This window comes from Rhodopseudomonas sp. (assembly GCF_013377015.1).
Taxonomy (GTDB): domain Bacteria; phylum Pseudomonadota; class Alphaproteobacteria; order Rhizobiales; family Xanthobacteraceae; genus JARJEH01.
In genome coordinates this window covers 1,049,230-1,073,864 of the sequence record NZ_JACABA010000002.1, presented here as the reverse complement: position 1 = coordinate 1,073,864, position 24,635 = coordinate 1,049,230, and the positions used below count along the sequence as shown (strand labels likewise).

The window sequence follows — 24,635 nt, the reverse complement described above, 5'->3', positions numbered from 1 at the left end:
ATGAGTAACCGTGCCGGCCGCCGAATCGCCCGACCGGCAATGCTGGCGCTGGCTACCGTTGCTGCGCTGCTCGCCAACGCACCGGTCGCGCGCGTGCAAGCCCAACTCCGGCCGCCGACGTTCACACCGCCCCCTGTCGTTCCGCCGCCGACGTTCACGCCGCCCCCGGTCGTCCCGCCGCCGACGCTCACGCCACCTCCCATCGTGCCGCCGGTCGTCCCACCGCTGCAACCAACCAACCTCGATCCCGGACGCACCCCCAGGGGGACAGTTCCTGACGTCCTGCCGATGGTCGATCGTGAGTTTCGCCGATTGCGGCACACCAGGATCACGCCCTCGCAGTGCAACTATCTGAACGGCGGCGCCACTTGCGCGCCGCTGTGGGTCATCGACGACTGGCGGGGGGGTAACGGTGGCAAGAAACGCAAGCGGGTGCCTCGCGAGGCCGGCGGCGTACGCCGCGCCAGCCCGCGCGCGGTCGCCGCTCGCAGCTTCGTCCCTGACCAGATCGTGGTCGAACTCGACGGCGCGCTGACCGATGCCCAGACCGATACCCTGGCCCGGCGTCATCGGCTGACGCGGCTCGGCTCGCAGCGCATTTCATTGCTCGACAGCACGATCGCGCTGTTCCGCATCGGCGGCCGGCGTTCGCCGCAGACGGTGGTCCGTGAACTCGGCGCCGACGTCGGCGTACGCTCGGTACAGTCGAATTTCCTCTACGCGCTGCAGGGCGACAAGCCGGCCGCCGCGGCAGAGGAGGGCGATCCCGCCCAATACGCGCTGACCAAGCTGCGCCTGCCGCAGGCGCATGCGCTGTCGCGCGGCGGCAACGTGATCGTCGCGGTGATCGATTCCGGGATCGATGGCGCCCATCCCGAACTGGCCGAAGCACTCGCTGGTTCGTTCGATGCGCTGATCAGCAAGCAGGGTCCGCATCTTCACGGCACCGGCATCGCAGGCGCGATCGCGGCACATGCCCGGCTGATCGGCAGCGCGCCATCGGCGAAGATCCTGGCGATCCGCGCGTTCGGGACGGCGAAGGCCGGCGCGGAAAGCACCTCCTTCGTGATCCTGAAAAGTCTCGATTATGCCGCATCGCATGGCGCCCGGATCGTCAATATGAGTTTCGCCGGGCCGAACGATCCGCTGATTGCGCGGGGGCTCGCGGCGGTCGCAGCGAAGGGAATCGTGATGGTCGCAGCCAGCGGCAATGCCGGTCCGACCTCGCCGCCGCTCTATCCGGCCGCCAATCCCAGCGTGATCGCGGTCAGCGCCACGGACAGTTCGGACGGGCTGTTCGCGGCGTCGAACCGCGGCAGCCACATCGCGGTCGCAGCACCCGGCGTCGATATCTTTCTGCCCGCACCGGGCGGCAAATACGAGATGATGTCGGGGACGTCGTTCTCGGCGGCCTATGTCAGCGGCGTGGTCGCGCTGATGATCGCGCGCGATCCCTTACTCAAGCCCGATCAGGTCCGCGCCATTCTGACGCAGACGGCGCACGATCTCGGCGCGCCGGGGCGCGACGACCTGTTCGGTGCTGGTGAGGTCGACGCCTTTGCCGCGGTTTCCGCGGTGCAGGGTGGGGCGATTGCGGCCCCCGCGGTCGCAATTCCCGAACCGTCCGCGGCGAAATAGCGCCGAGTCCGAAAGTTAAAAATCTCGGCGATCGGCTTGAACGTTTTTCGATGTCTTGAACACCAATAAGGGTGGGAGAGGAAATCCCTCCCCGACGAGGCTGTATTCGGCGCGAGCGCCCATCCACCCCGGCGCCAATATGGCTTGACCCGCCCGGCTGTCCCCCCGGGCGGGTCTCTCGTTTCTGATGTCCCCTGCGGGACAGGCCCGCGTGGCAATGCGCCGAATTGTCGGCATCCGGCGCCGTCGTTGCAACTTTGACGATAGCGTACGGGCCGGCCTTCTCAGCGAAGCGCGACCGCCGCGGTCCGACGGTTAGTCACTCGGCATTGCCCCCTGCTGATCACAGCCGCGCGCCGCTCGTAACGTGCAGGTAGCGCAACTGAGTGGACTCAGTAAACTTTTGTTAACAATATCGCTCGTACAATTCAGTCGATTCGTTCGTGTTGCGTCCGCGTCTGTCCTTCCTCCTGGCGGACCTTTTCATCATGGAACTAACCGACGCAGCGCGTGGGCGCGCCATCCTTGAGCGGTGGTGCGTGCTCGCTGAGCAACGCCTAGAATACCTCACCGATCTGTTCGAAACCGGCCGCTGGCGACGCTATTTCGGCGAACTGGCGTTCCTTGAGAACGTCCAGGAAGCCAAGACCGCTGTGGCGACCTGGCATGGGCTGCTCAACCGCGAGGCCTCGCCGGACAACCGGCCGATTGATCTGTCCTGGCTCGGCCGTCGCTCCGCGCTGCCGCCGCGGTACGTCGCCTTTTTCGAGGACGAGGCTTGCGATCAGCCGTCGGTGCCGATCGCGATCGACCTGCCGGACAGCCTCAGCCCGCCTTCAGCCCCGATGCTTTCCGCTGCGCCGCAACCCGAATCTGCGTTGCCGTCAATTTCGATCGCAACCGAGGACGCCGAGCCGTGGCAACAGGCGCTCGATGCCGAACTGTTGCAGCAGCGCTATCCGCTGTTGCGCAACGCGTTCTGAAGCCAGCGCCAGCTCGCGACAGCACGGCTCAAGTTCCAGGCGAGCAGGTTGCGGGCAGGGCAGGCGCGGTATGCCGCCGCGTCATCGCGTCGCGTTGCTGCCAATCACCACCTGCGGATAGCGCGCGGCCCCTGCGGCGGTTAGATCCGGCGTCACCGGCCTGGCATGATCGAGCCCGACCACGGCGCCACGCGGCGCGCCCGAGATCATGTTGTTATTGACCAACGCGCTGCCGGCACCGTCCGCCACTGAGACGCCGACGCCGATGAAGGTGTCGCGAATCACGTTGCCGGTGATGGCGACGTCGCGCAGGTACTTGCCCCATCCGGCGACAATTCCGAACGACGGCGCCTTCTCGATCACATTGCCGGTCACCGCGGTGTCGGCCTCGACATAGATGCCAACGCCGGCGTCATCGTCGGGTGCGGTGCCGATCGGCCGCTTCGGCAGCAGGTTGCGGATGATGTTGCCCTGCACCACGCTGAGCCGGCCGCCTTCGTTGAAATTGCAGACCGAGACGCCGACCGCGGCGCCGTCGACGGTGTTGTTGGCGATCACCGCGCCCTCGAACGCGAATTCCGAATACAGTGCGACCTCGCGGACGCCGCTGATGCTGTTGCCGGTGATCTGGATGTTGGACGCCGAATTGCCGCGCACGGCCGAATAGTCGCAGTTGCTGATGCGGTTGCCGCTGACGATGACATTGCCGGCGCGAAACGCGTTGATGGCGTTGCCGTATTGTCCGGAGCCGCCAGGCCCGGCCTTGATGTTCTCGATCCGGTTGCCGCTGACGATACTGCCGTCGTCGCCGATCGCGGTGCGCAGGATTTCGATGCCGTTGTCGTTGGTGCCGATGATGGTGTTGCGCGCTACGGTCAGGCCCTGGGCGTCGAACGACACCACTCCGGTGACGGCGATGCCGGTCAGTGTATTGCCGCTGATCTCGCCGGCGACGTTTTCCAGCCAGATGCCGCTGCCGCCGCTGGCGGCGATCTCGCAGTCCTGGATGCGCAGGTCGCGGCCTTGCAGGCAGTGCACCAGTCCGCGTCGGGTCGGCAGCTTGATGCGGGCGCCGTCGAGCGTCAGCCCGGTGAGGCCGATACCGCCGGCACCCTGGCTTTCGAACAGCGATGCCCCGCCGGTGAAGATCAGTTTCGTCGCGCCGCGCACGCCGATCAGTTGCGAGCCGCCGGACAGCCGCAGCATGCCGGAGCGGTAGGTGCCCGGCGGCAGCGCCAGCGGCAGCTGGGCCCGCGCCGCCTCGTCGATCGCACGCTGCAACGCGATGGTCTGATCGTCCGGGCTGTTCGGTCGCACGCCATATTGGGTGGCATCGCGCCCGAGGCTCGATGTCAACGGTGCCGCGCGCAACGGCGTGACGGAGATCGCCAGCGCGCCAGCGGCGGAGGCTGCGAGAAAATTGCGTCGGCTGACGTCCATGGCTGATGCTCGCTGTCCGACCGATATCTGCGTTTGGAGTAACGCAGAATAAGCCGCGCGGTGGCCTGCAGCGTGGACCGGAACCGACGATGTTTGGCGGTAGGGTTAACCTGCGCGGGCGACCCGCCGCGCTTCGCCCACCATCGCCAGCAGGATGGCTTCGCCGGCGTCGACCAGTTGCTCGGCGGTGACGCGCCCAGACGCCTGCCGTCGCGGTGTGACATCGCGCGGCACCGCCGGCACATGCACGAAGGCGGCAAGGCGTGGGCCATCGGCGTCGCCACAGGCCTCGATCGCCCGCCAGCTCAGATAATTGCAGAGGTAGCGCCCGGCGTCGCGCGAAGCGCGCGCATCGATCCCGGTGGCAAGCGCGGCGCGCAGCAGCCGCGCGGTATGCGGCCCGAACGATTGCGCGGCGCTGCCGGGCGCGATCGAGGCGCTGCGCAACTTCGCATGCGCGGCATCCGGCCAGAGCTGGGTGACGGCATTGCGGGCGCGGGTTTCGACGCGCAGATACGGCGTCCGCGTCGCCAGTCCGAACATCAACAGCGCATCCGGCCGATGCTGCGCCAGCAGCATCGGCAACTCGGTATCGACGGCGCGATAGCTCACCGGGAAGATGTGGCTGCGCAGCTCGACCTCGGCGAACGCCGGCCGCCGCAAACGTGTCAGCCGCGCCACCAGTACCGGGGTCGGATTGTACGGCGCGCCGGGAAACGGCCCGAACCCGGTGATCAGGATGCGCAGCGTCAAGTCATCAGCTCCGCGATCTGGTCGGCGCCGAGCGCTGGCGTGACCCGGCCATCGGCGACCGCAGCCTCGGTCGACTTCACTTTGGCGCGGATCGCGGGGTCGGCGCGCAGCCGCGCCTTCCAGCGGTCCTCCAGCATGGTCCACATCCATTTCACCTGCTGCTCGCGGCGGCGCGCGGCGAAATCGCCGCAGGCCTGCATCGCGGTGCGATGGTCGAGAATCTTCTGCCACAATTCCGCGATGCCGGCGCCGGTCAGTCCCGAATAGGTCAGCACCGGCGGGTGCCAGTGCTCCGAGCGCGGGGTCAGGATATGCAGCGCGCCGCGATATTCGGCCGCCGCCAGATTGGCGCGCGCGACATTGTCGCCATCGGCCTTGTTGATCGCGATCATGTCGGCGAGTTCGACCAGGCCCTTCTTGATGCCCTGCAATTCGTCGCCGGCGCCGGGCAGCATCAAGGCGAGGAAGAAATCGGTCATGTCGCAGACCGCGGTTTCGGACTGGCCGATGCCGACGGTCTCCACCAGCACGACGTCGAAGCCGGCGGCCTCGCACAGCAGCATCGCCTCGCGGGTCTTCGCCGCGACGCCGCCCAGCGTGCCGGAGGACGGCGAGGGGCGGATGAACGCGTGCTGTTCTGCCGACAGCCGCGCCATCCGCGTCTTGTCGCCGAGGATCGAACCGCCGGTGCGCGCCGAGGACGGGTCGACTGCCAGCACCGCGACCCGGTGGCCGCGTTCGATCAGGAACATGCCGAGCGCGTCGATGGTGGTGGATTTGCCGACGCCCGGCGAGCCGGTGATGCCGACCCGGATTGCCTGGCCGGTCTGCGGCAGCAGCGCCTGCACCAGATCGCGCGCCGCGGCCTGGTGATCGGCGCGGCGGCTTTCGATCAAAGTGATGGCGCGCGCCAGCGTGGCGCGGGAGCGTGCGCGGAGTTCGTCAGCCATCGATGCGACGTCGATCGGCTTATTGGCGGTCATCGTCGCCCTTCGGCCGCGCGCCGCCGAAAATCGCAGCGCCTTCCGCAGTGAGATACGGCTTCAGCTTCTCCCATGGCACGAAGGCCAGATAGCTGCCCTCCGCATAGGCGCCGACCGCATAGGGCGGATAATGGTAGGTCAGGCCCGAGCTCTTGCCGGCCTCGGTCGATGGAGCCAGCGTCACCGCGCCGAGCTTCAGCAGTTTGGGTTCGATGGTCTTGACGTAGTCGGTGTCGCCGCTGTCGGCGCCGCGGGCTTTCTTCTCGACCTTCAGCGACTCCAGGATGCCGGCGGCGATGGCTTTCAGGGCGGGGCCGCCGTCAGCGGTCTCGGTGAAGAACGGCCGGATGCTGATGCGCTTGCCCGTGGTCTTGTCCCACAGGATGGTGTCGACGTCGGAATTGGGGTGCGCGCCGCCGGTGTTGCTATAGTCGGATCGCACGATGCTGACATAGCGGTCGCCGACCACCGATCGGATCGCGTATTTGCGCTCATAGGTCCAGGGGCCATTGCTGAACTGCTTCGGCTCGTCCTTGTATTCCTGCTCGGCGTCGAGCTTGTTCTGCGCGATCCATTTCCTGCCCTCGGCGAGACTGTCGGCCTCAAGCGCCGGATCGGCTTTGATGCCGGCGTCGAGCAAGACGGTGCCGTCGATCGCCTTGGTCTTGACGGCAAAATCCGGCTTCGGACCGGCGGCGAAGGCGGGAGCGAGGAGCGCGAGGCAGGCGATGGCAGTCAAAAGGCGCATTTGCATTGAAGTATTCATTTCGAAGTTGAGATTGAGCGGAACATCCCGCTACACCGCATGCAAAGTCTCAGCGCCGGACCATCCCGCGTGGCATCGCGAGGATCGAATCCAGCGACACGTCGGCGACGTCGGTCATGTCTCGTGTCTACCACAGAATCGGGCGCCGATCACGCCGGCAGAACGACGACGCCGCGCTGCTGGGCTGCCTCCCGCATCTGCTTGTCAAAGGTGAATAGCGGCAGTGTGTTCGATTCCGCGAGCCAGACATAGAGTTCATCGTAATAGGTGAGGCCGGCCTTGGCGGCCCTGGTCACCGTCGCTTCGATCTCTTCGGTGCGGGGAACGGGCTGCGTGACGATCTGCAAGATGGCCAGATTCTCGATTGCGTAGGCCAGTTGTCCATTGCTCAGTCGGCCGCGTCGCAGATTCGTGACGAACGCGTTGCCGATCTCCGCATGCCAATGCGCGGGCACCAGCAATTGCTGTTCGGCGAGGCTCTCGAATGTTTGGTCGTCGGCCAGAAGGTCTCGCTCGTCAAGACACAGTGCGACAATCGCGGACGCATCGATGACGATCAACGGCGCCCCTCATTGATCCATGCCTTGATCTCGTCCTGCGTTGCAGGGATCTTCAGTTTGCGGGCCAGCGCGCGCAGATTGCGGATGGCGTGTTTTCGTTTGGCGATCTCGTCCGGCGATAGTTCGGCAGTCGCCTGGACCAGCTTTGCGATCGGCTTGCCGTGACGCGTGATCGTGACCTCGCCGCCACGCTCGACCTCGTCGAGCAGGCTGGATAGCTGCGCTTTCGCTTCAAAAATCCCGATCTGCTTCATCTGAATATTCTGGTTTGATCAGACCAGAAAGTCAACGAATCCGCAGTTACGCCGCCGCCTCGCTGTGCCCGAGCCGCGCGTTGAGCTTGTGGATCAGCTCCTCGGCGGCGTCGGCGATCACGGTGCCGGGCGGGAAGATCGCTTCCGCGCCGGCCTTGTACAGCGTGTCGTAGTCCTGCGGCGGCACCACGCCGCCGATGATGATCATGATGTCCTCGCGGCCCTGCTGCTTCAGCGCCGCCTTCAATTCCGGCACCGCGGTGAGATGCGCCGCCGCCAGCGACGATACCCCGAGAATGTGGACGTCGTTCTCCACCGCCTGCCGGGCGGCTTCCTCGGCGGTGGCGAACAGCGGCCCGATGTCGACGTCGAAGCCGATGTCGGCGAACGCCGAGGCGATCACCTTCTGGCCGCGGTCGTGGCCGTCCTGGCCGATCTTGGCGACGAGAATCCGGGGGCGGCGGCCCTCGGCGTCCTCGAAGGCGTCGATCAGCGCCTGTACCTTTTCCACCCGGTTCGACATCGTCGCGGTCTCCCGTTTGTAGACGCCGCTGATCGAGCGGATCTCGGCGCGATGCCGGCCGTAGACCTTTTCCAGCGCGTCGGAGATTTCGCCGACGGTGGCCTTCGCCCGCGCCGCGTCGATCGCCAGCGCCAGCAGATTGCCATTGCCTTCGCCGGCCGAGCGGGTCAGCGCCGCCAGCGCGGCGTCGACCTCGACCTGGCTGCGGTCGCTCTTCAGCCGCTTCAGCTTGTCGATCTGCAGCCGCCGCACCGTGGAGTTCTCAACCTTCAGCACGTCGATCGGCGCTTCGTCGACCGGCTTGTACTTGTTGACGCCGATCACCGATTGCCGGCCAGCATCGATCCGCGCCTGGGTCTTGGCGGACGCTTCCTCGATCCGCAGTTTCGGCACCCCAGCTTCGATCGCCTTGGCCATGCCGCCCAGCGCCTCGACCTCCTGGATATGGCCCCAGGCTTTCACTGCCAGATCGTGGGTCAGCCGCTCGACGTAGTAGGAGCCGCCCCACGGATCGATGATCCGGTTGGTGCCGCTCTCCTGCTGCAGGAACAGCTGGGTATTGCGCGCGATCCGGGCCGAGAAGTCGGTCGGCAGCGCCAGCGCCTCGTCGAGCGCGTTGGTGTGCAGCGACTGGGTGTGACCTTGAGTCGCCGCCATCGCCTCGATGGTGGTGCGCATCACATTGTTGTAGACGTCCTGCGCGGTCAGCGACCAGCCCGAGGTCTGGCAATGGGTGCGCAGCGACAGCGACTTCGGGTCCTTCGGATTGAACTGGGTCAAGAGCTTGGCCCACAGCAGCCTAGCTGCGCGCATCTTGGCGACTTCCATGAAGAAGTTCATGCCGATCGCCCAGAAGAACGACAGCCTTGGCGCGAAGCGGTCGACGTCGATGCCGGCGGCCAGACCGGCGCGCAGATATTCGACGCCGTCGGCCAGCGTATAGGCCAGTTCGAGGTCCTGCGTCGCGCCGGCTTCCTGCATGTGATAGCCGGAGATCGAGATCGAATTGTATTTCGGCATCTTCTGCGAGGTGTAGGCGAAGATGTCGGAGATGATCCGCATCGAGGGCGCCGGCGGATAGATGTAGGTGTTGCGCACCATGAACTCTTTCAGGATGTCGTTCTGAATCGTCCCGGTGAGTTTTTCCGGCGGCACGCCCTGTTCCTCGGCGGCGGCGACGTAGAGCGCGAGGATCGGCAGCACCGCGCCGTTCATGGTCATCGACACGCTCATCTGGTCGAGCGGAATGCCGGAGAACAGTGTGCGCATGTCGTAGATCGAGTCGATCGCCACGCCCGCCATGCCGACGTCGCCGGTGACGCGCGGATGATCGGAATCATAGCCGCGATGGGTGGCGAGATCGAACGCCACCGACAGGCCCTTCTGGCCGGCGGCGAGGTTGCGGCGATAGAACGCGTTGGAATCCTCCGCGGTGGAGAAGCCGGCATATTGCCGGATCGTCCAGGGCTGGTTGACATACATGGTCGGGTAGGGGCCGCGCAGGAACGGCGCGATGCCGGGCCAGGTGTCGAGGAAGTCGATGCCCTCGAGATCGGCCTCGCTGTAGCCCGGCTTGACCAGGATGCCTTCGGGCGTCAGCCACGGCTCGGCGCTGCCGCCGCCGGCCGGCGTCGCGGCGGTCTGGTACGCGATATCGGCGAAGTTCGGAATCTTGCTCATGTTCGTCTTGCTTCCGTCGTCGTGCGAGGCGCGCCTGGGTGCCAATTGATAGCACGCGCGACGCCAAGCGTCATTTCATTGGCCGCCATCAGTCATGGTCCGGCTGCTGATAGCTGAACACGCTGGCGAGCTTTTCCGCGCCGTAGATCTGCTGCGTGGTCTTGCTCGGCATATTGGCGATGGCGCCGACCCAGCCGAGCCGGGATTCGGCGCCGAGCTGCACCGTCGGCACCACCCGGTCCGGGCGGTCGAACGCGCCGGTCATGATCTCGATGCTGGTGCCGTCGTCCTGGCGATAACTCAGCGGCGTGCCGCAGGCCTTGCAGAAATCACGCTCGGCGATCGAGGAGGAGCGGAACGCCGCCGGCTTGCCGTGGGTCCAGGCGAAATTCTCCCGCGCCACCTCGGCCAGCGAGGCGAACGGCGCGCCGGTGGCCTTCTGGCACATCCGGCAATGGCAGATGGTGATCCGGATCGGCGCTGCGGTCAGCGCAAAGCGGATCGCGCCGCATTGGCAGCCGCCGGTGAGCAGGGGTTTGGCGGCTTGCGTCATGCCGCGTCGATCCGCTGCCAGACGTCGGTCAGCAACGCCAGCGCATCGCCGCCGGCGAAGATGAACTCCTGCACCCCGGCCTCGCGCAATCCGGCTTCCAGCTCGCCGGGCCGGCCGGCGAGGTAGATATGCCTGGCGCCCGCGGCCTTGAGCGCGGCGGCCGCGGCGGCGGCGTGGTCGGCATAGAGCTTGTCGGACGAGCACAGGCAGGCCAGCGCCGCGCCGGAGCCGGTGAAGGCGGCGGCGAGCGCGGCCGGGTCGGCAAAGCCCTCGGTGTCGATCGCCTCGATGCCGCCGGTCTCGAACAGGCTCTTGGCGAAGGCGGCGCGCGCGGTGAAGTCGGCCGCGGTGCCGAGGTTGGCGAGAAACACCTTCGGCCGCGCGCCCTTGCGCGCCAGCAGGTGGTCGGACTTGTCGCGTAGCTTCTCGAACGGGGCTGCCAGCCGGATCGGCTCCAGCGCGTTGAATTTGATCTTCTCCTTGCCGTAAGGCCCGGGCTCGACCGGCTTGGCCTTCAGCACGGTGGCGCGGGTCTCGTGTAGGTTCGGGAACTCGCTGGCGCCGGTCAGCACCTCGCGGCGCTTGGCGATCGCTGCCTGCCGCGCCGCGCGGGTGGCGGCGACCTTGGGCTGGATCACATTGTTGCCCAGCGCCTGGAACGCGCCGCCGGCGGCTTCGATCTCCTGAAATTGCGCCCACGCGGCGGCGCACAATTCCTGCGTCAGCGCCTCGATGCCGCCGGAGCCGGCGGCCGGATCGGAGACTTTGGCGAGGTTGGATTCTTCCAGCAGCACCAGTTGGGTGTTACGCGCCGCGCGCCGCGCAAAGGCATCCGGCAGGCCGAGCGCGGAGCTGTGCGGCAACACGCTGATCGAATTGGCGCCGCCGAGCCCGGCCGAGAAGGTCGCCACGGTGGCGCGCAGCATGTTCACGTAAGGGTCGCGCTGGGTCAGCATCCGCCATGCGGTTTCGGCGGCGATGAACAGCGGCTTCGGCGTCAGCCCGCAGCTTTCCTCGACGCGCGCCCATAGCAGCCGAAGTGCGCGGAATTTCGCCAGCGTCAGGAACTGGTCGGCATCCGCGCTGAGCCGCGCGTAAATCATGCCGCGCGCGTCGTCGAGCGGCACATTGGCGTCTTCCAGCGCGCGCAGATAGGCGACGCCGATCGCCAGCACGTAGGCGAGTTCTTGCACCTCGGAGCCGCCGGCATCGTGGATCACGCGACCGTCGGCGACCGCGAACGGGCCCTTGAAACCGGCGGCTGCGACCTTCTTGATCGCATCGGTAAAGGCCGGCGCGATCTCCCACCAATTATAGGCGCTCGATCCCCACACCGCGCAGGCGCCGATCGGGTCGAGCCCGAACCGGATCTCGCATTTGCCCGGGTCGATCCCGCGCTGCTTGATCAGCTCGGCGAGATAGATCGCCGCCATCCGCGCTTGCGGCCCGACCTGCAGTTCGATCGCGATCCCGGCGTCGAGGAATACACCCTCCAGCACCTTGGCGACGGCTTCCTCGGTGGCGGGAAGGCCGAAGCCGCGCGCGCCATTGGCGCCGGCGAACACCAGGGTCAGGCCGTTGGCGCCGTTTTCCAGATCGTGCAGCGCCTGCGCATTGGCCTGTTTGGCGTCCGGATGGTCGATCCGCTGCATGATCTGCCAGGGCGCCGCCGCGGCCCGGCCGGCGATCGGGGCTGCACCCTGCGCGCGCGGATAGATCGGCTGGATCTTGACGCCGTCATAGGTCTTGCTGATCAGCTTCTCGAACGGCGCGCCCTTGAGGACGCCATCGACCAGCTTGCGCCAGTCGTCATAGCTCGCAGGCGCGAAGTCGGCGGCGAGTCGAAGCTCTTTGGTTGCAGAAGGCATTGCTGGAAAATCGCTCCCGGGGCGGCTTGTTCGGTTTCGGCCGGAAAATGCCACGTGCGGCGGCGCAAGCCAAACGGTTGTTTTGGGCCAAAAGGCTAGCCGTCGAGATCGGGCAGCCGCTCGATCCCGGCGCTCGACAGTGTCGCCAGCGCCTGACGCGGGGTCCGGCCGGCGATGATCCGGTCCGGCGCGATCTCCGCCAGCGGCACCAGCACGAAGGCGCGCTCGAACAGCCGCGGATGCGGCAGCGTCAGCTCCGGCTTGTCGAGCGTGACGTCGTCATAGGCGAGCAGATCGAGGTCGAGCGTGCGTGGTCCCCAGCGGGTCTCGCTGGCGCGATCGCGGCCGAACTTCTTCTCGATCTTGTGCAGTGTGAACAGCAGCGCGTGCGGATCGAGACTGGTGTCGATGGCGATGCAGGCGTTGACGAAGCGGTCCTGCTGTTCGTCGCCCCAGGGCGGCGTGGCGTAGTCCGAGGAGCGCGCCAGCAAGGCGGCCTGGGTCATGCCGCAGATGTTGGCGATCGCCTTGCGAAAGGTCGCGCGGACGTCGCCGACATTGCCGCCCAGCGCGATCAGGACCTCGGCCATCAGCTTCGCCGGCTGCGGCTGAGGATCACGCCGACATCGTCGAAAATCGCGGCGATCGGCGCGTGCGGCTTATGCACGGTGACCTTGACCGCGTCGATGCGCGGAAACGCCGTCAGAACGGCGTCGGCGACGGCGCCGGCGGCGCGTTCCAGCAGCCGGTAGTTGGCGTCCTTGAACGCGGCGGTCGCGCTCGCCACCACGTTGGAATAGGACACGGTGTCGGCGAGCCGGTCGGTGCGCGAGGATTCCGCCAGATCGGCGGTCAGCTCGAGGTCGATCACGAAGCGCTGCCCGACCTCGGTCTCGTGCTCCATCACGCCGTGGCGCGCATGGATCACCAGGCCCTTGATGAAGATGGTGTCGTTCATTGGCTGTCCTCGATTGCCTGGGCCACACGCAGCGCCTGCACGGTCTGCGCCACGTCATGGGTGCGAATGATGCGCGCGCCGTGTTGCGCCGCGATCAGATGCGCGGCGATCGAACCGCCGAGCCGCTGTCGCGGTTCCGACGGCGACACCGCGGCGATGAAGCGCTTGCGCGACGCGCCGACCAAGAGCGGCAGGCCGAAGTCGTGGAGCTCATCGAGCCGCGCCAGCGCGATCATGCTTTGCTCCGGCGTCTTGCCGAAGCCGATGCCGGGATCGAGCACGATGTTGCCCCGAGGGATTCCAGCTTGCGCCGCGATGCCGAGCGAGCGGGTGAAGAAAGCCCTGATATCGTCGATGATGTCGAGCGCGGGATCGACGTCATTGCGATTGTGCATCACGATCACCGGCGCGCCGCACGAGGCGACGACCGCCGCCATGTCGGGATCGCGCTGCAGACCCCAGACGTCGTTGGCGATCGCGGCGCCCGCATCCAGCGCCCACGCCACGACCTCGGCCTTCATGCTGTCGATCGAAACCGGCGTGCCCAGCGCCGCCACCTCGGCGAGTATCGGTTGCAGTCGCCGCAGTTCTTCCGCGGCGGACACCGCCCGCGCGTCGCCATAGGGCCTCGTGGATTCCGCGCCGATGTCGATGATGTCGGCGCCCTCGGCGATCATCCGCCGGGCCTGTTCGATCGCGCTTTCCGGCGCCAGGAATTGTCCGCCGTCGGAGAACGAATCCGGGGTGATGTTGAGCACGCCCATCACGGCCGGGCACGGCCGCTGCAACAGCGCGCGCAGCAGCCGATGATCCGCCGGTTCGGCAGTCTCGGCGGGGCTGGACGTGGTTGCGATCATGCGAAGCGCTTTGCGCGGTCGGCGGATCGGAGTCAAGCGCTGGCGGGGAGGGGCGTGCCGCCGGTTAGTAGCTGATCTTGAGCGGAAGCTTGCGCGCTTCTTCGATCAATTGCCCTACCGATTTCTCCGAAGGCAGGACCCGCACCAGCTTGCGCTTGGTATTGGCATCCTTCATGTTTTGCGCCAGCCGCGCCGGATTGCGATGGGTGAATTCGCGCAGCGTGGAGACCCCTGCAGCGCGCAACAGCTCGGCTTTGGCCTTGCCCATGCCCGGAATCCGCATGCAGTCGGCGATGTTCGCCCATTCCAGCAATTGCTGTTCGGCGATACCGGTCTTGGCGGCCAGTTCCTTGCGGCCCTTCACGGTCTTGGCTGCCTCCAGCAGCGCTGCCGTGGTACGAATTCCAACCGATTTCAATCTGGTTGCGGCGACTGCGGTGATACCGTCAATCTTTGAGATCGAATATGTCATGGTGCTCGGAAATACAAAGGTTCAAGAAAACTGGCGCAGGCCTGGCGTTCCGGAGATGATCGCGCCCATCTGATCCGCTCCGATCTTGTCGCGGCCGAACTTGAAAAGTTCACGCGCCACACTTTGAATTTCTGCCATGCCGAGACCGAGGCCCATCAGCTTGGCGCCGAGCGCCATCACGCCGCCGCCCATCAGCCGGCCAATCCCACCGCGCGTCGAGCCGGCGGATTCGATTGCCGCTTCAGCACCCGGAATGGTGTCGATCAATGCCTGAACCTGATCGGCGGGACCTTCGTTGCGAAGGAAGCCGAGAATGATGCCGACGGTCTTACCGGCAACAGCTTTCTCCAAGCCGACCTTGATGGCCAGCCGCTCAATCAACTCTTCCATAACGCCCCCGCCGCTGCGCTCCCGGTTTTTTGCCGGATCGTTCTTATGTTTTCATCCTGATCCTCCGCGCCGCGAAACACAAGCGATGCCAGCATTCATGGGCTCGATTCGGCTTCATCGAGTCGCGAGTGTTGCAACATTGCAAGAGCATGTGCGCTGTTTGCGCGCTGCAGCAGTGGATTTTCCGTTGCGATTTCGGCCGACAATTGTGTCTTGAATTTGGTTTTTGGTTTTCGGTTTCGATTGCAATCGACGTTGAACAGTTTCAACCGATGTGCAGGATATGCCGGCAATGGGACGCCCAGCGCCGGGCCGCTCCTGCGCGCGGAGAAGCGATACGATGGCGACCAAAGATACCGGTATCGGAGACACCGAGGACAAGATCTTCATCGGCAAGGGCGAGCAACCGGCGTGGCTGACCCTCGGCTTGGCCAACCGCCACGGTCTGGTCACCGGCGCTACCGGCACCGGCAAGACGGTGTCGCTGCAGGTGATGGCGGAAGGCTTTGCGCGCGCCGGCGTTCCGGTGTTCGCCGCCGATATCAAGGGTGACCTCTCGGGAATCTCCGAGGTTGGCGAGCCGAAGGATTTCATCCTCAAGCGGGCCGCCGAGATGGGGCTCGCGTTCCAGCCCGACCAGTTCACCACGGTGTTCTGGGACGTGTTCGGCGAACAGGGCCATCCGGTGCGCGCCACGGTCTCGGAAATGGGGCCGCTGCTGCTGTCGCGGATGATGGACCTCAACGATGTCGCGGAGGGCGTGCTCAATATCGCCTTCCGGGTAGCCGACGAGCAGGGCCTGCTGCTGCTGGACATGAAAGACCTGCGCGCGATCCTGTCGTTCATCGCCGAACACGCTGCCGAACTGACCACGGAATACGGCAACGTTTCGAAGGCAACGGTCGGCACGATTCAGCGCCAGCTGCTGGTGCTGGAAAACCAGGGCGCCGACAAATTCTTCGGCGAACCGGCGCTGGCGCTGAAGGATTTCATGCGGACCGACCGCGACGGCCGCGGCAACATCAATATCCTGGTCGCCGACAAGTTGATGCAGTCGCCGCAGCTCTACGCCACCTTTCTATTATGGATGCTGTCGGAACTGTTCGAGCAACTGCCCGAGGCCGGCGATCCGCCGAAGCCGAAGCTGGTGTTCTTTTTCGACGAGGCGCATCTGTTGTTCAACGACGCGCCGAAGGCGCTGCTGGACAAGGTTGAGCAGGTGGTGCGGCTGATCCGCTCCAAGGGCGTCGGCGTGTATTTCGTCACCCAGAATCCGATCGACGTGCCCGACAAGGTGCTGGCGCAGCTCGGCAACCGGGTGCAGCACGCGCTGCGCGCCTTTACCCCGCGCGACCAGAAGGCGGTCGCCGCGGCGGCGCAGACCTTCCGGCCCAATCCGAAGCTCGATACCGCGAAGGTGATCACCGAGCTCGGCAAGGGCGAGGCGCTCGTGTCCTTCCTCGAAGGCAATGGTACGCCGGCGATGGTCGAGCGCATCATGGTGCGGCCGCCCTCGGCGCGGATCGGGCCGATCACGCCGGAGGAGCGCCAGGCGATTATGGCTGCGAGCCCGGTGAAGGGCAAATACGACACCACGATCGATTCCGAATCCGCCTATGAGATATTGCAGAAGCGCGTCGCGACCACTGCCGCGCCAGCCGATGCTGGCGCCGGCGGCGGCGTGCTCGGACAGATCGGCGCCATTGTCGGCACTATCTTCGGCACCAACACGCCGCGCGGCAAGCTGTCCACCGGCCAGGTGATCGCCCGCGACGTCACCCGGTCGGTCACCAACAAAGTGGTCGGCGGCGTCGTTGCCGATCTGGGAAAATCGATGGGCGGCTCGCTCGGAAGCTCGGTCGGCCGCGCCATCGTGCGCGGTGCGCTCGGCGGCCTGTTACGGCGCTAGCCGGCTCACGCAAGGAAAATGAAAATGTCCAGCCCTTCGCAACTGCAAGCGGTGCTCGACCGCGTCGATGCCGATTTCGACCAATCGCTGGAGCGGCTGTTCGCGTTGCTGCGGATCAAGTCGATCTCGGCCGATCCGGCTTTTGCCGCCGATTGCAAGGCGGCCGCCGTGCATCTGGCCGCCGACATCGCCTCGCTGGGCTTTGCCGCGGAGGTGAGGGCGACCGCGGGCCATCCGGCGATCGTCGCCAAGGCGAAAGGCAATACCGGTAGCCGCCCCCATGCACTGTTCTATGGCCATTATGATGTGCAGCCGGTCGACCCGCTGGAGCTGTGGCATCGTCTGCCATTCGAGCCGGTGGTGACCGACCACGCCGACGGCCGCAAGATCATTGTCGCGCGCGGCGCCGAGGACGACAAGGGCCAACTCTCGACCTTCGTCGAGGCCTGCCGCGCCTGGGTGGCGGTGACAGGTTCGCTGCCGCTCGACCTCACCATCGTGATCGAAGGCGAGGAAGAGGTCGGCTCGAAGAACTTCGTGCCGTTCCTCGAGGCCAACAAGGCCGATCTCGCCGCCGACTTCGCGCTGGTGTGCGATACCGGGATGTGGGACCCGACTACGCCGGCGATCACCACCTCGCTGCGCGGGCTGGTCTATGAGGAAGTGAAGATCAAGGCCGCCAACCGCGACCTGCATTCCGGCATTTTCGGCGGCGGCGCGCAGAATCCGATCCGGGTGCTGACCCGGATACTCGGCGGGCTGCATGACGAGCACGGCCGCGTCACCATCCCGGGATTTTACGAGGGCGTGAAAGACCTGCCGCCCGACATCCTGGCGCAGTGGAAGAAGCTCAACCTGACGGCCGACTCCTTCCTCAAGCCCATAGGGTTGTCGATTCCGGCGGGCGAGGACGACCGACTGCTGATCGAGCAGATTTCGTCGCGACCGACCTGTGACATCAACGGCATCGTCGGCGGTTACACCGGCGAGGGCTCGAAGACGGTGATCGCGGCGGAAGCCTCGGCCAAGGTCTCGTTTCGCATCGTCGAGGGTCAGGACCCGATGAAGATCCGCGACGCCTTCCGCGCCTATGTCACAGCAAGGTTGCCGGGCGATTGCAGCGCGGAATTCCTCGATCACTCCAACGCGCCGGCGATCGCGCTGGACTGGAACATGAAGCCGCTGGCGGCGGCGAAGCGCGCGCTGACCGACGAATGGGGCAAGGACGCGCTGCTGATCGGCTCCGGCGCCTCGATCCCGATCGTCGCGGATTTCAAGCGCACGCTCGGCCTCGACAGCGTGCTGATCGGCTTCGGCCTCGATGACGACAACATCCATTCGCCGAACGAGAAGTACGACCTGCAGAGCTTTCACAAGGGCATCAGGTCCTGGGTGCGGATTTTGGCGGCGCTGGCGGAGGCGCCAAAAACCTGACCGGGCGGCACGATCGGCCGCTACCGGTGGCCAGCGGACAGTTCTATTTGCTCAGGTCGTCGAGCAGCCGCAGCACTTCTTTCGAAGCGACATCCACGTGTTGGATCTCGGCGATGGCGCCCTGAAGATCGCCCGCCTGGAACATTTTCGCGGCCTGCTTGCCGTGCTGATGAACCAGCGCGTGTGGTTTTTCGAGCGCCTGGAAAGCCCGATGATTGCGGGACTCCAGTGAGGCATCGCCGTAGTACCATTTGCCGAGCCGGCAGGAATGATGGTCGGTGAGTTCGTCCGCATTCAGCTTGGTGCGTCCAACGGCCATATCGCAAAGGCGCTTTTTCCAGATCACGTGATCAGCCTTGGCCAGGCGCGTGATCTTGTTGGCGAAGCTCGAATGGGACAGTTCCTGAAGCTCTTCGTCGACCAGGGCATGGGCGACGTCGAGCTGGTTTGAAATCTCGTTGACCTGTTCGACGCTTCTCTTGGTCATCGTGGCGATCGACAGAATACCGCCGGCGATCTCGCGGGATGCCTCGGTCTGCTGGTTCAGGATCGAGGCGATTTCCGACATCCCGTTAGTGACCCCGGAGACCTGTTCGCCCACGCCCGCCATCGCGCCGCCGAGCGAGGTGACGACCTCACGGCTCTCGTTCGCCGCATTGGTACAGTCGGACATGGCCGTCACGATGGTTCCGATATCGTCTCGCAACCGGTCGATCCGCGCGCGAATATCCACGGTTGCGCTGCTGGTTTGTTGCGACAGACTCTTCACCTCGGTGGCGACGACCGCAAACCCTTTGCCGGCTTCGCCGGCCCGGGCCGCTTCAATTGTGGCATTCAGGGCCAGCAGGTTGGTCTGCTTTGCGATCGCATCGATCGAACTGACAATTGTTCCAATCGCCTCGGACGCCTCGCTCAGCGCGGTAATTCGTTGCGAAGCCAGTTCGGCGGTGCTGCTGACGCGTCCCATTGCCTGGGATGCCGAACTGGCAGTCGACATGCCGCGCTCGGCGCTGGCCCGCATCTCCGCTGCCCCCATCGCGGCCGCCTGGGCGGTGGCGCGGATCTGACCGATCGAGGCCACAAGCTCCTCGCTCGCGGTCGCCAGCGTCTGGGTACGGCCATCGATGTCGCGCGACGACGACAGCATGGAGGCGGCCGACATCGCATTCTCGCTGCCCTGGATGCTCAGTTTGACCATGCGGTCGAGATCGCGCGACAGACTCGCTGCGAGCCTTTGCTGCAATTTTCCGATGGCGCGGGACATCGGATCGTTCGCCGAGGGCGGTTCGATATCGAGTTGGCCTTCCAGGATTTTGTCAATACAGGCCATCAGGGCTTCGTCCCGCGCCTGGAGACCTGCGAGTTCGCTTGCCAGAAGCGCCTCGCTGGCCGATTTTCCCTCGGAGCGCCCACTGAGGACCCTGCTTGCAGAAGCTAGAATAGACATCGGACCTCACAAGGTTGCTGCGAATCATGTGCACCTTGTGGTCACGTTAGTTAAATTTATGTTGGAGCAAGATCACCGCATTGGTCTCTGTCCGCTACTTGTCATAGCGGTCACGGCCGCGACTGATCGATCCGCTCACGAAAACGCCGCCCGGAATTGGGCGGCGTTTTGAATCGGCGTGCAGAGGTATATAGGGTAAAGCTACATCAAATCCGCGAGCGGTTCAATTGCGATAGCTCGGGTCGATCCGGTCCAGCTTGCGCAGCAACGGCGGCCACACCAGCTTGGTCGAGCGCAGCTCCATCGCGTCCTGATTGGCGATCAGATTGTGGTTCTTGTCGACCACCATCTTCTCGATCGGATAAGCGCTCGGGCCCAGCATCCGGGTCCGTACCTGCATCGTGCAGGAGCGTTCCAGATGATACATCCGCTCGAACGCCGAGGCGACCGAGCGGCCGACCGTCAGGGTGCCGTGATTGCGCAACAGCATGTGGTTGTGGCTGCCGAGATCGCGCTGCAGTCGCGGCCGTTCGTCGTGATCGAGCGCGACGCCCTCGTAGTCGTGATAGGCGAGGTCACCGGTGACGAAATGCGCGGTCTGGTTCAGCGGCAGCAGCCCTTCCAGGCAGCTCGCCACCGCGGTGCCGTCCGGAGTGTGCAGATGCATCACGCAGCCGGCGTCTTCGCGGACTTCGTGGATTGCCGAGTGGATAGTGAAACCAGCGGGGTTGATCTTGTACTCGCTCTGCGTCAGCTGATTGCCGTCGAGATCGACCTTGACCAGGCTTGAGGCGGTAATCTCGTCAAACATCAACCCGTAGGGGTTGATCAGGAAGTGATGGTCCGGTCCGGGGACGCGGGCGGAAATGTGGGTGTCGACCAGATCGTCCCAGCCGTAATGGGCGACAAGCCGATAGCACGCGGCGAGATTGACCCGCTGGCTCCATTCGGCATCCGTCATCTCCGACGGCACTTCCTTCAGGCGAGCTTCCGCTGGCGACATGGTCGTTTCCCCGTTGCTGGTTATTATTTTCGGACCGCAGCTTAATCCTGCGACTGCCTCGCAGCAAGCCGTTGGCCCGCGGGGCTGTCATGTTGAGTCGGGGCCGTCGTAACGGCGTGGCGCGGGCATGGCCAAGCCGCCTGAACGGCCCGGGCGCAGCGTGGCCAGATGCTGCAATTGCGAATACCGTCGGGCCCGGAGAGTCGTCCCGCCAATCCGGCGGCGGGGGCCGAACTCTGTCCGAACAAGTTGTTTGCAATCTGCGACGGCAATTGCCGATCCGCACATTATGACGTTATCGTGGCGGAGGCGGCCGCAGCTCCAGAGCTGCGGGGGATTGGAGCTGAGAATGATAGTGCTGTTGCTGGCGGGAATTGCCCTTCTGTTGGCTGGCTTTGTGGCAATCGCCTTTGGCGTTCCGGTCAAGGAATTCAGTTTCGGCAACACGTTGATCATGTCGGGCGTGATTGCAGCCGGGACCGGCGCCATCCTGCTTGGGCTCAGCGCTGTGCTGCGCGAGTTGAAGTCGATCACAGACGTGCTTGCCGCAGGCGTGCCGATCCCGGCGGCCCGGATGCCGACCCAGCCGCGGCTTGCCGCGCTGGAAGCCGACGACAAGGTAGAGCCGGCGGCCGGCAATGACGGCTTCCCGTTTCCGCGCGATCATTCGGCGGCTGAGCCTTCGATCGACGTCCAGCCCTCTTTGCCGACGTCGCCGGGCGCCGAATCGACGCTGGCCCCCTGGCAGGAGGAGGCGCGCGACCGCGCCCGCCAGCGCGGCGTGGCGCCACCGGCCGATCAGGCTCCGGAACCGGTCGCCAAGCCTCGGCGCAACCTGCTGTTCTCATCATCGTCGCGCAAGGAACGGGAGCGCGCGGACAAAGCTCAAGCCGCGATCGATGGCGCGCCCGCGACCGCCGCGGCGGCCGAGCCGCCGCCGCGCACATTCGAAGAGGCCTGGCCGGAAACCGAGCGGGGGCGTAGCGACCTTGCGACGCGGCGCAGCCGACCCGCGCCGGCCGCCGCTGTCGCGACCGACGCGGTCGCCGTGCCCGAGCCGGCTCCGGCCGAGAACGCCGCGCAGGTCACCGTCCTGAAGTCCGGTGTGGTCGATGGCATGGCCTATTCGCTATATTCTGATGGCTCGATCGAAGCGCAGATGCCGGAAGGTATGATGCGGTTCGCGTCGATCGACGAATTGCGCTCGCACCTCGACCAGCGCCCCTAGGCTTTTGGTCTAGCTTTGCTGTGACTGTATATTTTGAAATGATGCACGTATTCGCAGGGTCGATGAAGTCGTTCGGCCGCGATCAACCCAAAATTGCCTAGTAACAAAAAGGTTTCGATCGGTGCAGCGCGCAGCCGATCCAGATCGCAGGCCAGCCGGCTTTTCGAAAGACAAATTTGATGAGTGATGTTTCGAGCAAGAGCTTCATCGAACTGACTGCCAATATTGTTTCCGCCTATGTCAGCAACAATCCTGTTCCGGCCGCTGAATTATCGGCTCTGATTGGCCAGGTTCATGGCGCATTGCTGCGGGTATCGAGCGGACGCGTCGAGCCCGCCGTGGAGCCGATCAAACCGGCGGTGCCTTTAAAGAAGTCGATGACCCCGGAATATCTGGTCTGTCTCGAGGACGGCAAGCGCTTCAAATCGCTCAAACGGCACCTGCGGACGCAGTACAAGATGACCCCGGAACAATACCGTGAGAAATGGGGCCTGCCGGCGGACTACCCGATGGTGGCCCCGAATTATGCGGTGGCTCGCTCGAATCTCGCGAAGAAGATGGGCCTCGGACAGCAGCGGCGTCGGCGCAAATAATTCCGCCATCGCCCCCGCCATCGTTCCGACCGGCGGATCGCGAAATAATTCGGCGGATGCTTATCCCCGGGGTTGGAATGCCGACTAGGATATGTGAAAATATTCCTAGAAAGGCGTCCCCATGTTCCAGCCCGCTCGCTTCACCGATCCGCGTTCCGAACCGCCTCCCAGTCTGCCGGCCTCGCCGGAGGTGATCTGCCAATTCGTGGCCAGCTGCGTCGCGGCCGATTTCAATCTCGACGCGGTCGCCTTGACCGCCGCCACCAGGGGCTCGCCGCGGGTGGCGTTCGCCCGGCAGGTCGCGATGTATCTCGCGCATGTCGGCTTCGCGCTGAGCTTCGAGATGATTGGCCGCTGCTTCGGGCGCGACCGCACCACCGTTGCCCATGCCTGCCGGGTCGTCGAGGATGGTCGCGACGATATCTGGCTCGATTGCCGGCTGGCCACGCTGGAACGGGTGTGCCGCGCCGATGTGACAGGTTCGCGGGAGGCCGAGCGATGAAGCGCCGGGATCGCGGTGCCGAAGCAGCCGCACCGCGCGGTGCGAAGGCCGGCCCGACCGAAGACATCGATGGCTTTCGCGCGCAGCATCTCGATCTCGCCACGCGTGAGATCATGACCGCGGACGGCGTCGCCAGGGTCACCGTCAACGATAGCGAAAGTCCGCTGGCGTGGCTTGCGCGTCGCAAGGGTCGTGACGGGCGCAGCCTGATCAGTCCGAACCAGTTCGTCGCCGGCGAACGACTGCGCGCCGATTTCACCCGCGGCAATCTGTCGCCGCGCGTGACATCGAACTGGGGCGCACCGATCGGGCGCGCCGGCAGTGGTGCCGGCGCCGGTGAGATGACCGATTGGGTCGTGGCCTCGCGCCAGCGCGTGCAGCTGGCGCTCGAAGCCTGCGGTCCGGAATTTTCCGGAATCCTGATGGACGTCTGCTGCTTCCTGCGCGGTCTTGAAGATGTCGAGCGCGAACGCGGCTGGCCGGCGCGGTCGGGCAAGATCGTGCTGCAACTGGCGCTCGACCGGCTGGCGCGACACTACGGTATCGACCAACACGGCGGCGAAGGCAGCGCGCGAATTCGCACTTGGCTGGCCGGCGACGCCTGCTCGACCGACGGTTAGTCGACCATCAGGTCGAGGCGGCGAGTGTTTCGCGGGCGTCGTTGCGAATCCGCTCGACCATCGAGCGCAATCCATTGGAGCGCTGCGGCGTCAGATGTTCGCGGAATCCGAGTTCGTCGAACACCGCGGCGGGTTCGGTGGCGAGGATTTCGGTCGGCGTGCGGCCCGAGCACAGCGTCAGCAGGATCGCGATCAGGCCGCGCACGATATGCGCGTCGCTATCGCCGAGATAGCTCAGCACCGGCTCGCCCTTGTCGTTCCGCGTCAACTGGCGCGACAGCCAAACCTGGCTCGCGCAGCCCTGCACCTTGTTGGCGGCGGAATGCTCGCCCTCCGGCATCGGATCGAGCGTACGTCCGAGTTCGATCACATAGCGGTAGCGATCGTCCCAGTCCTCCAGCAGCGCGAAATTGTCCCTGATCTCGTCAATCGTCATCGTGACCCGTATCTGTTCCGAGGTGTTCCCGCAGGGCGGAACCAGTTCAGACAGATATATGGGATCGCGCCCGCTCGAAAGCGAAGAAATTGGGCGATTGGCGCGAAACCCGCCGCGCTAGTTGACTGCCTTGGGATCCGGCTCCGGCAAGCGCCATTGCGCCTGCAAATCGTCCGGCAGCAGCGTGTCGCGCGGCGCGATGCCCATCAGCGATTCATCGACATTGTCGACGCCGCCGATCGAGCCGGTGTGATCGCTCGAGCGCTTGTCGGTGATGATCTGGTACAATTTGCGCGCGCCTTCCTGGGCGCGATGACCAATCACGGTGGCGGCCTGGCCGCCGACCTCACAGGCCGCGGGCTGGCGTTTACAGAACTGGCTCATGTCGGACACCGCCGCGGTTGCGGCGGACACCGCCTCAGACGCGCCGAGTTGCGGAAGTTTTTCGGAATCCGGCGTCTTGTCGCGCGGTAGCAAGACCAGCACCAGCCCGAGCCAAAACACCATGCGAAGCAGAAAGAACATCTCGCGACCCCGTCCGTCCTTCATCCCGTTGCGATTGATCACGCAATCCGGTCGGGTTTTAGCAGCCGTCGATAAACGCGGGGTGTGCGGGGTCCTTTCAATTCGCACAAAATATGCGGAAAATCCGATCGATGCGATTCGCCGTAAATTTTCGATTGATGCTGTTTGCGCAATTGGAAACGAACAATTGGCGCATCCACCAATTCGAAACCATACGGTGACGGTTTTTCGAAACGATACGTTCACCATCAGCATCGAAT

Annotated in this window: 26 protein-coding genes; 8 read left to right on the top strand and 18 right to left on the bottom strand. The window is 65.1% G+C overall.

The genetic code is table 11. The annotated features are described in order from the left end of the window. Entirely contained in the window at nt 1-1,638 is a 1,638-nt protein-coding gene (locus tag HXX15_RS13520; protein ID WP_296516578.1) for a S8 family serine peptidase, read from the top strand. 488 nt (nt 1,639-2,126) lie between these two features. Further along, the gene (locus HXX15_RS13515; RefSeq protein WP_296516577.1) at nt 2,127-2,621 is read left to right on the top strand and encodes a TIGR03809 family protein; all 495 of its coding nucleotides are present in this window, start codon (nt 2,127-2,129) and stop codon (nt 2,619-2,621) included. 81 nt (nt 2,622-2,702) lie between these two features. Here HXX15_RS13515 and HXX15_RS13510 read toward each other — a convergent pair whose 3' ends face one another. From HXX15_RS13510 to HXX15_RS13445, 14 genes are all read right to left on the bottom strand, one after another. Further along, on the bottom strand, nt 2,703-4,061 hold the full coding sequence (locus HXX15_RS13510) for a TIGR03808 family TAT-translocated repetitive protein (protein ID WP_296516576.1): 1,359 nt from the start codon (nt 4,059-4,061) through the stop codon (nt 2,703-2,705). Between the two features lie 105 nt (nt 4,062-4,166). Then, the gene (locus HXX15_RS13505) at nt 4,167-4,814 is read right to left on the bottom strand and encodes a pyroglutamyl-peptidase I (RefSeq protein ID WP_296516575.1); all 648 of its coding nucleotides are present in this window, start codon (nt 4,812-4,814) and stop codon (nt 4,167-4,169) included. Further along, nucleotides 4,811-5,797 (bottom strand): methylmalonyl Co-A mutase-associated GTPase MeaB, encoded by a 987-nt coding sequence (gene meaB, locus HXX15_RS13500; RefSeq protein WP_296516574.1) that lies wholly within the window; start codon nt 5,795-5,797, stop codon nt 4,811-4,813. Before meaB ends, HXX15_RS13505 begins: the two co-directional genes overlap by 4 nt. Further along, nucleotides 5,784-6,551 carry a DUF3298 and DUF4163 domain-containing protein gene (locus tag HXX15_RS13495; protein ID WP_296516573.1) on the bottom strand — a complete coding sequence of 256 codons (768 nt, stop codon included), beginning with the start codon at nt 6,549-6,551 and terminating at the stop codon, nt 5,784-5,786. The genes meaB and HXX15_RS13495 overlap by 14 nt, the downstream gene beginning before the upstream one ends. 161 nt (nt 6,552-6,712) lie before the next feature. After that, nucleotides 6,713-7,123, bottom strand: a complete 411-nt coding sequence (locus HXX15_RS13490) for a type II toxin-antitoxin system VapC family toxin (RefSeq protein ID WP_296516572.1) — start codon at nt 7,121-7,123, stop codon at nt 6,713-6,715. Further along, nucleotides 7,120-7,377 (bottom strand): type II toxin-antitoxin system prevent-host-death family antitoxin, encoded by a 258-nt coding sequence (locus HXX15_RS13485; RefSeq protein ID WP_296516571.1) that lies wholly within the window; start codon nt 7,375-7,377, stop codon nt 7,120-7,122. The genes HXX15_RS13490 and HXX15_RS13485 overlap by 4 nt, the downstream gene beginning before the upstream one ends. A 46-nt stretch (nt 7,378-7,423) precedes the next feature. Then, a complete protein-coding gene (gene scpA / locus HXX15_RS13480) occupies nt 7,424-9,580 on the bottom strand; it encodes a methylmalonyl-CoA mutase (RefSeq protein ID WP_296516570.1) in 2,157 nt (718 codons plus the stop codon). Nucleotides 9,581-9,668: 88 nt separating this feature from the next. Continuing rightward, nucleotides 9,669-10,133, bottom strand: coding sequence for a GFA family protein (locus HXX15_RS13475; protein WP_296516569.1), 465 nt, complete (start codon nt 10,131-10,133; stop codon nt 9,669-9,671). Next, a complete protein-coding gene (locus HXX15_RS13470; RefSeq protein WP_296516568.1) occupies nt 10,130-12,001 on the bottom strand; it encodes a methylmalonyl-CoA mutase subunit beta in 1,872 nt (623 codons plus the stop codon). Before HXX15_RS13470 ends, HXX15_RS13475 begins: the two co-directional genes overlap by 4 nt. 95 nt (nt 12,002-12,096) lie before the next feature. Further along, entirely contained in the window at nt 12,097-12,591 is a 495-nt protein-coding gene (folK, locus tag HXX15_RS13465) for a 2-amino-4-hydroxy-6-hydroxymethyldihydropteridine diphosphokinase (protein WP_296516567.1), read from the bottom strand. Beyond that, nucleotides 12,591-12,959 (bottom strand): dihydroneopterin aldolase, encoded by a 369-nt coding sequence (gene folB, locus HXX15_RS13460; RefSeq protein WP_296516566.1) that lies wholly within the window; start codon nt 12,957-12,959, stop codon nt 12,591-12,593. Before folB ends, folK begins: the two co-directional genes overlap by 1 nt. Beyond that, the gene (gene folP, locus HXX15_RS13455) at nt 12,956-13,816 is read right to left on the bottom strand and encodes a dihydropteroate synthase (protein ID WP_296516565.1); all 861 of its coding nucleotides are present in this window, start codon (nt 13,814-13,816) and stop codon (nt 12,956-12,958) included. Before folP ends, folB begins: the two co-directional genes overlap by 4 nt. 64 nt (nt 13,817-13,880) lie before the next feature. Beyond that, the gene (locus HXX15_RS13450) at nt 13,881-14,288 is read right to left on the bottom strand and encodes a DUF4332 domain-containing protein (protein ID WP_296516564.1); all 408 of its coding nucleotides are present in this window, start codon (nt 14,286-14,288) and stop codon (nt 13,881-13,883) included. Nucleotides 14,289-14,309: 21 nt separating this feature from the next. Continuing rightward, nucleotides 14,310-14,678, bottom strand: a complete 369-nt coding sequence (locus HXX15_RS13445) for a DUF2267 domain-containing protein (RefSeq protein ID WP_296516563.1) — start codon at nt 14,676-14,678, stop codon at nt 14,310-14,312. A 340-nt stretch (nt 14,679-15,018) separates the two neighbouring features. Here HXX15_RS13445 and HXX15_RS13440 point away from each other — a divergent pair, with 340 nt between their 5' ends. Together HXX15_RS13440 and HXX15_RS13435 are read left to right on the top strand one after the other, a co-directional pair. Further along, nucleotides 15,019-16,587, top strand: coding sequence for a helicase HerA-like C-terminal domain-containing protein (locus HXX15_RS13440; RefSeq protein ID WP_296516562.1), 1,569 nt, complete (start codon nt 15,019-15,021; stop codon nt 16,585-16,587). Between the two features lie 24 nt (nt 16,588-16,611). Then, nucleotides 16,612-18,021, top strand: a complete 1,410-nt coding sequence (locus HXX15_RS13435; RefSeq protein WP_296516561.1) for a M20/M25/M40 family metallo-hydrolase — start codon at nt 16,612-16,614, stop codon at nt 18,019-18,021. Nucleotides 18,022-18,064: 43 nt separating this feature from the next. Here the strand turns inward: HXX15_RS13435 and HXX15_RS13430 are convergent, their stop codons facing one another. Beyond that, nucleotides 18,065-19,351 carry a methyl-accepting chemotaxis protein gene (locus tag HXX15_RS13430; protein WP_296516560.1) on the bottom strand — a complete coding sequence of 429 codons (1,287 nt, stop codon included), beginning with the start codon at nt 19,349-19,351 and terminating at the stop codon, nt 18,065-18,067. Between the two features lie 340 nt (nt 19,352-19,691). Next, a complete protein-coding gene (locus HXX15_RS13425; protein ID WP_296516559.1) occupies nt 19,692-20,471 on the bottom strand; it encodes a class II aldolase/adducin family protein in 780 nt (259 codons plus the stop codon). A gap of 127 nt (nt 20,472-20,598) precedes the next feature. Here HXX15_RS13425 and HXX15_RS13420 point away from each other — a divergent pair, with 127 nt between their 5' ends. The 4 genes from HXX15_RS13420 (at nt 20,599) to HXX15_RS13405 (ending at nt 23,414) form a co-directional block, all read left to right on the top strand. Next, nucleotides 20,599-21,699, top strand: a complete 1,101-nt coding sequence (locus tag HXX15_RS13420) for a hypothetical protein (RefSeq protein WP_366558585.1) — start codon at nt 20,599-20,601, stop codon at nt 21,697-21,699. 179 nt (nt 21,700-21,878) lie between these two features. After that, nucleotides 21,879-22,292 (top strand): MucR family transcriptional regulator, encoded by a 414-nt coding sequence (locus tag HXX15_RS13415; RefSeq protein ID WP_296516558.1) that lies wholly within the window; start codon nt 21,879-21,881, stop codon nt 22,290-22,292. Between the two features lie 121 nt (nt 22,293-22,413). Continuing rightward, on the top strand, nt 22,414-22,794 hold the full coding sequence (locus HXX15_RS13410; RefSeq protein WP_296516557.1) for a helix-turn-helix domain-containing protein: 381 nt from the start codon (nt 22,414-22,416) through the stop codon (nt 22,792-22,794). After that, on the top strand, nt 22,791-23,414 hold the full coding sequence (locus HXX15_RS13405) for a DUF6456 domain-containing protein (RefSeq protein ID WP_296516556.1): 624 nt from the start codon (nt 22,791-22,793) through the stop codon (nt 23,412-23,414). The genes HXX15_RS13410 and HXX15_RS13405 overlap by 4 nt, the downstream gene beginning before the upstream one ends. 7 nt (nt 23,415-23,421) lie before the next feature. On the opposite strand, the gene HXX15_RS13400 is transcribed toward HXX15_RS13405, so the two are convergent. Together HXX15_RS13400 and HXX15_RS13395 are read right to left on the bottom strand one after the other, a co-directional pair. Then, nucleotides 23,422-23,850: a SufE family protein gene (locus HXX15_RS13400; RefSeq protein WP_296516555.1), complete on the bottom strand. Its 429-nt coding sequence runs from the start codon at nt 23,848-23,850 to the stop codon at nt 23,422-23,424. 117 nt (nt 23,851-23,967) lie between these two features. Then, complete coding sequence (locus tag HXX15_RS13395; protein WP_296516944.1) at nt 23,968-24,375, bottom strand: DUF5330 domain-containing protein; 408 nt, start codon at nt 24,373-24,375, stop codon at nt 23,968-23,970. Between the last annotated feature and the right edge of the window lie 260 nt (nt 24,376-24,635).